The sequence below is a fragment of the Chitinophaga sp. genome (assembly GCF_035564935.1).
Lineage (GTDB): Bacteria > Bacteroidota > Bacteroidia > Chitinophagales > Chitinophagaceae > Chitinophaga.
In genome coordinates this window covers 13,737-28,191 of record NZ_DATMTE010000013.1, presented here as the reverse complement: position 1 = coordinate 28,191, position 14,455 = coordinate 13,737, and the positions used below count along the sequence as shown (strand labels likewise).

Here is a 14,455-nt window from a genome sequence, read left to right as displayed (position 1 = left end):
AATGCTGGATGAACTTTTTACCAGGTTAGCCGACAGTGGTATCAGGCTGAAACTTCGCGGCGATAGTTTTGAAGTGATTGATCCGGGAAAAAGGCTTACTGCTTCATTGCTGGATACACTGAAATTACATAAGCCGGAAATACTCCGGTATCTGGCAGCGTTGGAGACAGAACAACAGGTTATTACCGTCAAACCGGCCGAAAAAAGGGAATATTACCCACTGTCTTCCGCGCAAACGAGAATCTACTTCCTGAACCAGCTGGACAATCAATCGCTTGCTTACAATATACCAAGTGCATTTGAGATCGCGGGCCGGATAGACGGAGGCAAACTACGCATAGCATTGCAACGGCTGATAAACCGCCATGAGATATTACGGACGGCATTCCGGACAATCGGGAATGTTCCCGTTCAGCTGGTACATGGAGCGGCGGACATTAGTATAACAGAATATGAGAACGGGGAAACTATAAACAATGCGATGCAGCATTTCATACAACCGTTCGATCTTGCTGTTCCGCCATTGATACGTGTGGGCCTGGTAAAGGGGGAAAAACCCGTGCTGTTGATGGATCTGCATCATATTGTGACAGATGCCATTTCTTTTAATAACCTGGCGAATGAATTTATCCAGCTATATGCCGATGCTGAACCCGAGAAACCCGGGCTTCAGTATAAGGACTTCGTAATGTGGCACAGGCACAGGATCAGTACAGGGGCATTAGCGCATCAGCAGCAGTACTGGCTGCAAGAATTTGTGGAAACGGTACCGGTACTCGATATACCGGCAGACTTTAAACGTCCGGAAGTTAAATCCTATAAAGGCGCAACCCTTGTTGTAAATATAGATAACTTAACTGCGATAGATATCAGGAGGCGAATGGCAGAAGAAGGGGTCACAGCCTACATGTATTTTCTCTCTGTTTTCAGCATTTTCTTATCCAGGTTAAGTTATCAAACGGATATCGTTATAGGGACACCAGTTAGCGGACGCACCGTGCCGGCATTGCATAAAATGACGGGAGTGTTTATCAATACCCTGCCGTTGCGCCTGAAGCCGGACCCCTATTTGAAATACAACGATTATTTAGCGTATATAAAACGTAAGGTGATTGATGCGCTCGGGCATCAGGAATACCCTTACGAGGAGTTGATAAATCAGCTCAGGATAACGCGGGAAGTTAGCCGGAACCCCCTGTTCGACGTAATGTTTGCAGCGGATGTGCAGGGCAGTATTAGCAGGGACGATATCGGGTTTGCATTGCAGGACAGCGACGTGGAAAATACATCCTCCAAACTGGATCTTAGTCTTTTTGTAGACGAAACCGCTTCCGGCTTTCAGCTTCGTTTCGAATATGCAACGTCCCTTTTTACAGCAGATACCATCGCACGTTTTTCCGGTTTTTATCTCAGGATGCTGGAATGCGTGCTCCGGCAACCGGATATTACCCTTGGCCGGATACCACTGATATCTGATGAAGAGAAATTCCTTATAGCCGGCTTCAATGATACCGCCTTTGCATTTGAACGCGGGCGCACAGTGCTGGATTTCTTTTATGACCAGGTGAAAAAAAATCCGGGGAAAATTGCGGTACGCGGTGACCATGAAGACATGACATACGGGATGTTCCATGCCCGCACCAATAGTCTCGCAAGGGCGCTGACAGAAAAAGGGATTGGCCGGAACGATATCGTTGCACTTTACATGGAAAGGGGAGTCCCCTTTCTGCTGTCTGTTTTCGCGGTACTGAAAGCAGGCGCCGCATATATGCCGGTAAGCCCCTCCCTGCCTGCAGAGAGAGCGGCATTTATGCTGAAAGACAGCCAGGCAAAAATAGTGATGACTTCCGGCAGGTACCTGCCGGTTTTCCCGGATGTTATTGATCTGGACCTGCATGTTTTTGAAGATACTGCGGATACCGCAACTACATTGTATGGGGATGATCTTGCCTATGTGATCTATACTTCCGGTTCAACCGGAACCCCCAAAGGCGTAATGATCCGTCATCACTCGTTATTAAACCGTATTTATTGGATGCAACACCGTTATGCACTTGATGATACGGATGTAATACTTCACAAAACACCAGTCAGTTTTGATGTATCGGTTTGGGAAATATACTGGTGGGCTGTTGCCGGTTGTACGGTATCTGTTTTGCCGTATGGGCTTGAAAAAGACCCCTATGCTATTTTCTCTTACCTGGAAAGGGATGCTGTTTCAGTTATTCACTTTGTGCCTGCCATGCTGAACGCTTTTACCGGCGCTGCCGCCGATCTGAAATCAGCTTCCCTGAAATGGGTTTTTGCCAGTGGTGAGGCGCTGTTGCCGGATCTGGTTAATAAATTCAACCGTACAATCAGGGCCCGCTTTGGCGCCAGGCTGATAAATTTGTATGGGCCCACAGAAGCAACGGTAGATGTTACGTGTTTTGAATGTTATCATGAAGATCATTATGAAGCAATTCCTATCGGAAAGCCTATCTATAATACCAGCCTGCATATTCTCAATGAACATGGCCTTCAGCAACCTGTTGGAACCATAGGGGAACTTTGTATTGGCGGGGAAAATCTGGCAGCAGGATACCTGAATAATGAAGCGCTTACTTCTCTCAAATTCGTTTTCAACGAGGTATTGCAACAAAGAGTTTACCGTACAGGAGACCTGGCGAGATGGTCTAAAGACGGCAATGTGGAGTTCCTGGGGAGGATGGACCACCAGTTAAAAATACGTGGGTACCGGATAGAACCGGGTGAAATAGAACATCAGCTGCGAAGTATTCCCGGTATTACTGAAACAGTGGTGGTAGCACAGGATACCAGGAACGGCAGCACATTATGTGCCTACTACGTTTGCCATCAACCAGTGGAAGCATCCTCCCTGAGGGAAAAGCTCGGAAGGACACTGCCGGAATATATGGTCCCTGATTTCTTTATAGAGATGAAAGAGATTTTCCTGACACCCAATGGAAAAGTGGACAGGAAACGTTTACCCATACCGGATATCAGAAGATCGCAAACATATACTGCACCGGTATCAAAATATGAAATAGCGTTGCAGGAGCTGTGGGCTGAGGTGCTGGGAACAGACAAAGAACTGATCGGAACGGAGACAAGTTTTTTTCAGTTGGGTGGTCATTCTATTATGGCTATCGCCATTTTATCCAGGCTAAAGGAAAAATACCAGGTGGTTTACCCTTTGATGGAATTTTTCAAACATCCCACCATCAGGGATGCTGCAGCTTTTTTGGAACAATCGGTTCCTCAATTGTCAGTAAAAACGATTCCTCCGGCAGAGTTAAAAGAGTACTACCGGTTGTCGCCGGCACAACGCAGGATATACTTCTGGCAGGTGAATCATCCGGAATCAACAGCATATAATATCCCGTTTTTATTCCGTTTGACAGGGGAGGTGGATGATGCTGCAATTCCGGAACTATTCCGTTCGCTGACAGCAGTGCACGAAATTCTGAGAACGCAGTTTATTGTAGCGAATGATGAACCGGTACAACAGCTAACGGCAGTAACAGCGTTACCGCTAAGGTATTATGACGGGGAGCCGGAAGACCTGGTAAAGCCGTTCGATCTCTCCCGCGGACCGCTGATGAGGTTGGGATTATTAAAGGGGCGGAATGGCGAACGCCGGCTGTTTGTTGACCTACACCATATCATAGCGGACGGATTTTCCATCCGGTTGCTGATGGATGATTTTGCGGCGCTACTATCCGGTCATATGGTGGAAAAGAAACGGATACAGTATAAAGATTACTGCGAATGGCAATACCGGGAAAAAGATTCAGCCGCAATGTCTGCGGCAGAAGCCTATTGGACAGATCAGTTGAGTGGGGGCGTGCCGGTAATCAATCTGCCATATGATTTTGAGCTGGCAGATAACAGGTATAACGGCAGTAATCTGCGTTTTTCGCTGACTTCTGACCAGAGCCGTTTCCTGGCCGCATTAGCAGAAGAGGAAGGTGTTACGTTGTTTACTGTGTGCTTCGCTGTTTTTTCAGTCCTTTTATCCAGGATGGCAGATCAGGAAGAATTGATCATCGGTGTTACCCAAAGCGGAAGAGAACAGGTGGATGAGGAACTGGTGGCAGGTCCGATCATTAATATGTTGCCGGTAAGAGTAAAAGTCGCGGAAAAAATCAATTTCCGCGCATTTGTTAAAGCAACCGGTGACAGGCTGATAAATACCATGGAGCACGGGGCATATCCTTATGACGAGCTGGCGGAGAAGCTGCATGTGGAACTGCCGGCAACGGGTAACCTGCTTTTTGATGTGGCCTGTTCTTTTTATACAGCCGGCCGGCAAAATGCCCCCGAAGAGGCGACAGGCTGGGAGTTACTGCCGCTCAGGGGAGGCGCGGCAAAGTTTAAACTCGGACTGTATATTGAACAAGAGGAAGATCATATTCATTTTGATTTCGAATATAATACTGCGTGTTTTAGAGAGAAGACGATAGCAAGATTCATAGATGGCTTTATGACGCTCGTTCGCCAGATCATGACAAATTCCCATGATTTAAAGCTGGTAGGAGAAACAGAACAGGAAGCTGTTATTAAAAGATTTTCGGGCGCGGGCCGGCAACCGGAGAAAGAGATGTTCTATCAGAAATTTGTAAAAATGGCCGAAGCCCGCAGTCAGTACACAGCATTGGTTTTTGGGGAGGATATCATTAACTACGGACAGCTGGTGAACCGTGTTGATGCGCTGTCGGGCCTGCTGGCAGGCCGCTTTTCTCTGCATCCCCAAAACAGGGTGGCTGTTGCAATGAAAAGATCTCCGGGCCTGATCGTCGGCCTGCTGGCCCTGCTGCGGCTGAACCTTGTTTTTGTACCGCTGGATCCTGATTTACCGGAAGAGTTGATCCGTTTCATATTGAAAGATGCCGGTGTGAGCCTGGTAATAGCAGACAATGATTTTTACGGGAAATACCATGATAAAGTAGCATGCCCGGTTTATGTGGAAACAGCGGAAGACATGACGCCTGACAACCAGGCGGTTTTACCGGCACCCGTTTCAGGTAGTGATTTGGCGTATATTATTTATACCTCCGGTTCTACCGGAAGGCCGAAGGGAGTGATGATTGGTCAGGATGCATTTATGAATTACCTGAACTGGGCCAATAACTTTTACTGCAAGGACGGGGATGGGATGGTAATGGGACTTTTTACGCCTGTTTCGTTTGATTTTACCCTGACCTGTATATTCTCCACACTGCTCCGGGGTGATAAGCTGGTTGTTTATGGGCACGACAGGGATATTTCAGACATACTCAGCGATGTTTTTAATGTATCGTCAGGCATTAACTTTATTAAACTGACGCCTTCCCATGTGAATATACTCTCCCATCTGAATATTCAAAGTACCGGGGTATCAGCTGTGATACTGGGCGGGGAAGAGCTACTGGCCGGACATATTGCCATATTAAGACATCTCAGGCCGGATATGGCGGTTTATAACGAATACGGCCCTACGGAGGCAACCGTAGGTTGTTGTATCAAGGAGATCAGCGGGGATATGACAGACATCGGTATTGGCGTACCGATAGACAACGTGTCGGTATTGGTATTGGACCGTTATGGCAACCTGCTGCCGGTTGGTGTTGAAGGAGAGCTTTGTATTGCCGGTGTGCAGCTGGCACAGGGATATACCGATCAGGAACAAAGCCTACGGAAGTTCGTGGTGGTTCCCGGGCTGAACGGGCTAAGGGTTTACAGGACCGGCGACAAAGGGAAATTCCTTGAAAACGGAGAACTGGCATATCTCGGGAGAATGGATGACCAGGTAAAGATCAGGGGCTACAGGGTTGAATTGAAGCAGGTGGCCGGCCAGTTGGCTGCAATGGACGGCATTATCGGATTACATATAGATACGCGGAAGATGGAAGACGGAAGCATTGCTATCGTCGCCTACTACAGGTCGGATATTCCGATTGATCATCAAACATTCATCCGGTTTGCCGCCCGGTGTTTGCCTGAATATATGGTGCCGTCATACTTTGTCCGTATGGACCAGATACCGTTGAACATCAACGGGAAAGTAGACAGGAAAAAACTACCGGATCCGGTGACTGTACAGCAACAGCATCCCGAAACAGCAGGTATCCCGGAAATAATGGATGGAGTAACGCAGCAGTTGCGTGAAATCTGGGCCGGTATTCTGCAGAAGGCTGCAGACACCATTTCACTGCGGGATAATTTTTATGAACTGGGCGGACAGTCGATACGCTCTATCATGCTGGTTTCAAGAATAATGAAGGCATTTAATGTGAAACTGGAGGTACGGCAGGTACTGCATGCGCCTACACTAAAAGAGCAGGCACAGTTGATCAAAGCAACAACGGCCAGTTATTTCCGGGCAATTAAGCCGGTTGAAAAACGGGAATACTATACATTGTCAAATGCGCAGGCGAGATTACTGGCACTGAGCCGCCTGGATCCTGATAGTTTAAGTTACAACATGCCATCCATGATGAGGGTAACGGGAAACCTTGACAGGGAAAGGTTGGAGCAGGCATTGTATGCCCTGCAGCAACGACATGAAATCCTGAGAAGCACCTTTCATATCGGGAACGGGAATATGTATCAGATGGTGGCAAAGGAAGCTGATTTCAATATAGAATACCTCGACTATGCCGGTCAGTGCCCTGATCCCGAAATGCTGATGACACGTTTTGTACGTCCATTCCGGCTGGACGAAGCGCCTGCATGGCGCCTATGTATCGTTGTACTGGCGGATAACAGCCATATTATGCTGCATGATATGCATCACATTATTGCGGATGGTACTTCGGGAATGATCTTTGTCAGAGACTTCATTGATCTGTATCACGGAATAGAACTGACGCCTCTGGCTATTCAGTATAAAGATTTCTCCAATTGGCAGCAACAGGTGGTGAACCATTCCCGGCTGCAACAGGAGCGGGCTTATTGGCTTGAAGCCTTTAAGGAATTGCCGCAGTTGCTGAATTTGCCTTTTGATTTTCCGCCCGGCAGAAACAGGTCAAATGACGGTGAGAGAGCGGGTATAACACTTTCCGGTACCTATGCCACAATTCTCCGGGAACTTGCAGTAAAGGAAGAAGTAACGATGTTCAGTATTATCCTGGCTGCATTTAATGTACTGATAGGGAAATGTTGCAGCCAGCAGGACGTTGTGGTAGGTATTCCGTTTGAGTGCCGGAATCATGCAGATCTTGCAGATCAAATCGGTATTTACCTGAACCTGTTGCCTTTGCGTAACTTTCCGGAGGCCGGAAAATCATTTACAGGTTTTGTGCGGGAAGTGCAAAACCGGTTGTCTTCAGCAATGGAAAACGCGGACTATCAGTTCGAACAACTACTCGATGAGCTGAAGTTACCCAGGGAAGAGGGAAGAGATCCTCTTTTTGATATTTTCCTTAACTATCTCAACTTTGAAACTGCTACGGGTAACGATATCCCTGAACTGACCTTTTCCCAGATGGATACCGGTCAGTCCTATGCTAAATATGCTTTGTCTTTTTACATTTCAGAACAGGATGATGGCCTGGATATAACGTGCGTGTATAAACGCCGTATGTTCAAAGCATCTACCATCAGCTATTTGCTGCAGGAGTTAAACCGGTTGCTGGAGAGCATCGCGGAAGATGCAACAAAGTGTATTGGCGATTATCAATTGTTCCGGCAGTACACCCCATCAACGGAAAAGCCTTCCTGGCCGGCGGGCGAAATATTCCAGAAGCAGGATATATTCCAGTCTGTCGGAAAAAGATTTGAGCAGCAGGTACTGGCGCATGCTGCTAATACGGCCATCGTATATGGAGAACAACGGCTAACGTATGATGAACTCAACAGGAGGGTAAACCAGGTGGCTAATGTTATCTGGCAAACAGCGGGGCAAGAGGCTTCAGGAAACATTGCCCTCTTGCTGTCGGACAGGATTAGCGCTGTGGTGGGCATGCTGGGAGTATTGAAAACATCATTTTCCTATGTGCCGCTGGATGTAACCTTTCCTCTGAAGCGGCTTGATTTTATATTGAAGAGCTGTAATGCGCGTTACCTGATCACGACGGCTGAACACGAAATATTGGCTCAGGAACTGGTGCAAAGGAATGGTGGAATGGTTGTACGCATAGATGATCTGACGGCCGTAAGTACCGGGAATCCCGGCTTTGAGGTGTCTTGTCACCAGCCGGCCTATATATTATATACCTCAGGGTCCACGGGAGCGCCCAAAGGGGTGGTGCAGTCGCACAGAAACGCATTGCATTTTTGCCGCGTGTACACGAACCGGCTGGGCATTAGGCCGGAAGACAGATTGTCGCTGTTTTCCACTTACTGTTTTGATGCGGCGCTTATGGATATTTTAGGCGCCTTGCTGAATGGTGCTGCACTTTATCCCTACGACGTTATGAAGCATGCGAGTATGCATCACCTGAAGGAATGGATCGTGTTAAACCGCATTTCAATTTATCATTCAGTCCCGAATCTTTACCGGCAACTGTATAAAAGTTTACCTGAAGGGATGCTGTTGCCTTCGGTAAGATATGTGGTCATGGGAGGAGAGCCGGTGTATAGCCAGGATGTAATGGCCTATAAAGCACATTTTAGTGATGAATGTATTTTTATTAATGGCCTGGGCCCTACAGAATCTACAGTAACTCTGCAGAAAATACTATATAAACATAGCCTGGTAGATAAGGATATTGTGCCGGTGGGCGGTCCTGTGGAGGAAACAGATGTACTTATCCTCGATGAAACCGGGGCAGCGGCGACCGTATTTGCAGAAGGTGAGATCGTTTATCAGAGTGACTACCTGGCATTGGGCTATTGGGACGATATACCTCAATCCAACCGGGCTTTTGTGAAGGATCTGCCGGGGGAGAAACGATATTACAGATCGGGAGATATTGGCCGGAGGTTGCCGGATGGTGAAATTGAATTTACAGGAAGAAAAGATAAGCAGGTAAAAGTGAGGGGTTTCAGAATAGAACTGGCGGAGATAGAAAACAACCTGCTGCAGTTCAACAGGATTGCAGAGGTGGTAGTGGTGTACCAGGAGAATAGCGGAAATGGCATGCTCATTTGTTTTTATAAAGCCGGGAACATCATACCGGCTGCGGAATTTCGGAGGTTCCTGCAGGAAAGGATCCCCGTGTATATGATCCCGGACCGGTATGTTAAACTGGAGACGCTTCCGGTGAATACTAATGGAAAAACAGATAGGAAACTGCTATCGGCGTATGTATTGGAAACGCCGGCAGATACAGAAGCCCCGGCAGTTATGAGTGCTTTTGAGCTTACATTTTCCGGGCTGTGGAAAGAACTCGTTAATATAGATAATATACAGCGGCATGACTACTTTTTTAACCTTGGTGGTAATTCTATAACCCTCATTGCGTTGCTGTCGCGTATAGAAAGGGTTTACGGCGTGTCGTTGCCTGCCGGCATCTTTATCACACAACCATTTCATGAAATAGCCACAGTGCTGGAAGACAGCGTGGTGACAACTTCTTACCGCCAGCCAATACAAACCATGTAATTACATTCGTTCACTTAAAAAATTAATGTTATGAATCACAGTAATATCCACCAGGAACCGCTATTGCACAATGGAGTTGAAATAAATCCGCCGGAAGAAACAGGTGTTTTCCCGGTGGTTTTGACAAGTATGCTGCCCCATCAGCGACTAAGTGAATGGCTGGCTCAATCGGGAGAAGTGGTAGACCAGTATTTGCAAAGCTATGGCGCCATGTTGTTCAGGGGATTTGAAATAGCAGGCAGTTCAGGTTTTAATGAAATCCTTCCTGCTATTTTTAAAGAACAAATTGAATACAAACAGCGGACTTCACCCCGGCACGCGGTGTTGGGAAATGTGTACACTTCAACTGATCATCCAAATGACCAGGTCATCAATATGCACACAGAGTCTTCCTACGGCAGCCCATGGCCTCAACGGATCTGTTTTTTTGCGGATGTTCCGGCAGCATCGGGCGGCGAAACACCCATTGCCGATGTGAGAAAAATGAAGTCTTTCCTCAAAGAAGAAGTGATCCGGAAATTCAACCGGAAAGGGGTGTTGTATATGAGGAACATTATGCCCGGGGTGGGTATGTCCTGGAAGGAAATTTATCAGATCGACAACAGGGAAGAGCTGGAAAAAATACTCACGGACAACAATTATCAGGTTGAATGGGTTTCTGAAGACCATCTGCGGCTGAAATGGAGCCGTCCTGCATTCAGAATCCATCCTGACAGCGGGGAGCAGGTATGGTTTAATCACGCTTTCTTTTATAGCAAACATTTACTGGAAGAATTTATCCTGGAAGTGATCCCCCCTGAAGATCTGCCATTTGTGAGCTACTACGGCGACGGGGAAGAAATAGAAAAGGAAGTGATAGAGGAAATCAGACTGGCATATGAAAAATCCCGTATTGTTTTTCCATGGCAGAAAGGAGATGTGTTACTGCTGGACAACATGTTGTTCGCACACGGCAGAATGCCTTTTGAAGGCGAAAGGAGGATCCTGGTGGCGATGGGGAATCCGGTTAGCCAGTCTGTTTGAAAACAGTCACTATAACAACGCCAATTTATGAATGCCCTTCATTAACCCACTTCACTGACCTCATTTCATCAACAGCATCATGTTTAAAAGTTACTTTCGTGCATTTTTAAGGAATGCGAGGAATAATATGCTATCCAGCGTTATCATCATTGCTGGGTTTTCCATCAGCATGGCAATATTGATAAAGATCCTCCAGATCGTTTTCTTTGAATATGGCTATGACAATTTCCATGAAAATAGAAACAGCATTTACCGGGTGGTGATGTCCCGCTACGAATATGGCCGTCTGGAGAAAAAAGAACCGGGAACGCCACTGCAAATGGGGCCGGCCGCTGGAGAGCTGCCGGGAGTTGAAAAATGGGCCAGGGCCATTGAAAATTGGCCGGGACTCAACGTAGCTTATAATAACACTATCGTCAGAACCAATACGTTTTCGTTGTATGTGGATTCTTCTTTTTTTGATGTTTTCACGTTCCCGCTGCTCAGGGGTAGTGTGAAAGACCTGGGGATGACCAATACGGTATTTATTTCTGACCGCTTCGCCAAAAGACTGTTTAAAGAAGAAGACCCGCTGACAAAAATCATCAATTACGATGGGCAGAACCTCATTGTAAAAGGAGTGTTCGCGGACCCTCCTTCTAATTCCACGCTCAATTATGACATACTGATCTCTTTATCTTCTTTTCCCGGATTAAAAGAGAATTTTAACTGGAAGGATAATACCATCCTGCATCTTTACCTGGTATTACAGGATAATGTAAACAAAAAGTCCCTTGAAAATAAGCTCACCCGGCTACATGCGGCCAATTACAATTTCCTTCCCCAGGTAAAAGTAATGTACACGTTGCAGCAAATGAAGGATTTTCATCTGAAGTCGGCCGATGTGGAATGCCTGAGCTGTAAAACAGCCAATGTCAGCCTGATCAATTTCCTGCTGGTTGTGGCAGTAATTATCGTGGTGATCTCCACCATCAACTTTATCAATATTTCTTTCATTAAATCGCTGGACAGGGGGAAGGATATTGCGATGAGAAAGATCATGGGAGCGCAGCGGCACCAGGTGTTTGTGCAGTTTATGATGGAATCGCTTATACTGAACCTCATAGGGCTGATATTTGCGATCGGTATTATTTTCCTTCCCTTTGTAGATACTTTTTTTGAACTGAGCTACCACACGGGAGATATGTTTGATGGATGGCATTTCCTCCTCATTCTCCTGATAATGATAGTGGTGGCGGTGGCTTCGAGCCTGCTCCCCGCCTTCGTGCTGTCTTCTTTCCGGCCGCTGGATGTATTTAAAAAGAAGCTTACCGCAGATGCAGTCGGCATATTTTTGAGGAATGCGCTGATTGTTGTACAGTTCATTTTCTGTATAGGACTAACAGCAGCCAGTATGTCTATCTATAAACAGTTCCGGTTTGTTGCAACAAAAGACCTGGGAATTAACCTGGACAATGTGATTATGGTAGCTAACCCCGAAGAGGCTCGCCCCCTGGAGAACAGAAGCGGGGATGCCTTTAAGAATGAACTCATGCAGGACAACGGAGTGATCAACGTCACGTTTTCGTCCTATCCCGGGCGGCCATATACCACTACGAATATTATAACGCCACAGAACACAGATATTCACAAGCTCACAAGAGTGGGACATATAGATCCTGATTTTCTAAACACTTATAAAGTGCGGTTGCTGGCCGGGCGGAATCTTTCTGCAGGAATAAATGCGGACATACTGGGTTCCCTCCTGGTGAACGAGTCGTTTGTAAAATCCTTTGGATATAAAAGCATTCAGGAAGCAGTAGGGAAATTTGTGCGGTTTGACAATGAGCGCGAATACAAGATTGTAGGTGTTATTGGCGACTATAACCAGGTTTCCCTGAAAGAAAACATATTACCGGCCTGTTTCCGGTACTATAAATGGTCGAGCGACTATTTCTCGATCCGGATAAAACCAGGGGAGTTAAATAAAACGATAGCATCAGTAAGAAAAGCATTTAATAAAATTTACCCGGGATACGGCTTTGAATACAAGTTTCTTGGCGACGCATATAATGCCCAGTACAGCGAAGACCGGAAGTTTGGTAAGTGGGTGGTGGTATTAACAGTGCTGGCAATGTTACTGAGCGGTATCGGGGTATGGGCCGTATATTCCTACTACATGAAGAAAAAAGCACGGAGTTTTGCTATACGAAGAATACTGGGGGCTGATGTTGGCGATATCCTGCTTTCCAATTACCGGAAACTGATCAAATTAATCCTTATAGCATGCCTTGTGAGTTTTCCCGTCACTTATTTTACCATTGAAAGCTGGCTGGGAAGTTATGCCTATGCCATTGGCATCGGGCTTTGGTTTATATTGGTTCCTCTCATGATCGTGCTGGTATTACGGCATTTATTACCTATGCCTCTATTGCAAAGGTAGTGCGCGAAAAGCCGGTTAATTTCCTCCGTGCCGAATAGTTATTCCCCATTTAAAGAAAGTACATATGGCTATGCAAACAATCTATGATGCAACATTAGAACAGGTACAATGCTATCACTATCATGCCGGCCTGGATGACCTGGTACAGCATCAGATCCTGATGATCAACGTTGATACAGAAAACCTCGAGATACCTGTTGTACGGCAGGCTATTGCAGTAATGGCAGGAAAACATGATAGCCTGCGGACAGCTTTCACGCTGACAGACGATGGCCTGAAACAATATGTGCTCCCCTATGATGCGCAGCAGGTCCCTTTTTATTACTATGATATCAGCGATGCGCCGGATATGGAGGCCTCCATGAAACAAAAGGAAAATGAGTGGCGCGTCAGGTTAAAACCTGCGCATACGCCGCCTTTATGGTGCTGTTATGTGCTCAAAACCGGTAAAGATACCTATTGCCTTACTTTACTGATCCACCACCTGATATCAGATGGCTGGTCACTATCAGTAATGCTGAGGGACGTGAATAATTTGTATTGGTCAATATTAAACAAAGAACCTGTAGATGATAGCCCGGCGCCCGCCCAGCTCCGGCATTACGTGGAGTGGCAAAAGGAATGGATGGCTACCCGGAAAGGGGAGCTTACTGCCTATTGGCATAATAAACTATCCTGGTTTATGGACCGCAGCCAGGTGCCCAAACTCTTCGATTTAATGAACAGTGTACCGGAAGATGATCACCCGGTAACGCCATCGCCGCTTCTGACCGACAAAGAAGTGACAGCTTTCCTGAACAGGGAAGAAGCAGCCTGTTACATCTGCGATATTGAACCGGAATTATATGAAAGGATGTCTGCGTTGGCAATGGTCAATAAAGTCGGACTCGGTGCAGTGATCATTGTCAGTTTGCGATTGCTGTTGCTTTCCGAAATTGACAGGGAACGTATGCTGATCGCCATGCCTGTTTCCGGGCGGTATTCCCCCGGATTCGAAAACATTATCGGTTACCTGGGAGGTGGAATATACCTGGGCAATCCTGTTGACCAGAGACAATCAGTCAGCGAATCTGTGATGAATGCACAGGTTGAATTTCTGGAATCCGTGAGACATGTGATTTACGACCATCACCTGGTAGGCCAGGACGGCGGCAAGGTGAGGGTATTCTCTGATATTTATCTGAATTTCAAGAGTAACAAAATTATTGGCGACCGCAACATCGGACCAGTACGGGAAAAAGTACACCAACCGCTTGATGGACTGGAATACTACGCGCTTTCCTATTTCGCTGCAGAATTTGCCGACGGCATTGAGTGCTGCTGGAAGTATAACCTTAATCTATACACGGCCAGCACAGTGGAACGCTTCGCCGAAAAACACCTGGCAGTATTACGGTTAATGTGTGAATACCCCACATGGCCGGTAAGCCGGATAACGGGTGAACTGCGGGAAACTGTATGACTGACCGGCTAACATAATT

General features: G+C 46.6%; 4 protein-coding genes. All 4 read left to right on the top strand.

The window, feature by feature from the left end; translation table 11 throughout:
• Position 1 precedes the first annotated feature (1 nt).
• Positions 2-9,529: a non-ribosomal peptide synthetase gene (locus VN105_RS00415; RefSeq protein WP_325636829.1), complete on the top strand. Its 9,528-nt coding sequence runs from the start codon at positions 2-4 to the stop codon at positions 9,527-9,529.
• Between the two features lie 30 nt (positions 9,530-9,559).
• Positions 9,560-10,552 (top strand): TauD/TfdA family dioxygenase, encoded by a 993-nt coding sequence (locus VN105_RS00410; RefSeq protein ID WP_325636828.1) that lies wholly within the window; start codon positions 9,560-9,562, stop codon positions 10,550-10,552.
• Positions 10,553-10,631: 79 nt separating this feature from the next.
• The gene (locus VN105_RS00405; RefSeq protein WP_325636826.1) at positions 10,632-12,974 is read left to right on the top strand and encodes an ABC transporter permease; all 2,343 of its coding nucleotides are present in this window, start codon (positions 10,632-10,634) and stop codon (positions 12,972-12,974) included.
• 64 nt (positions 12,975-13,038) lie between these two features.
• A complete protein-coding gene (locus VN105_RS00400) occupies positions 13,039-14,436 on the top strand; it encodes a condensation domain-containing protein (RefSeq protein WP_325636824.1) in 1,398 nt (465 codons plus the stop codon).
• The last annotated feature ends 19 nt before the right edge of the window (positions 14,437-14,455 follow it).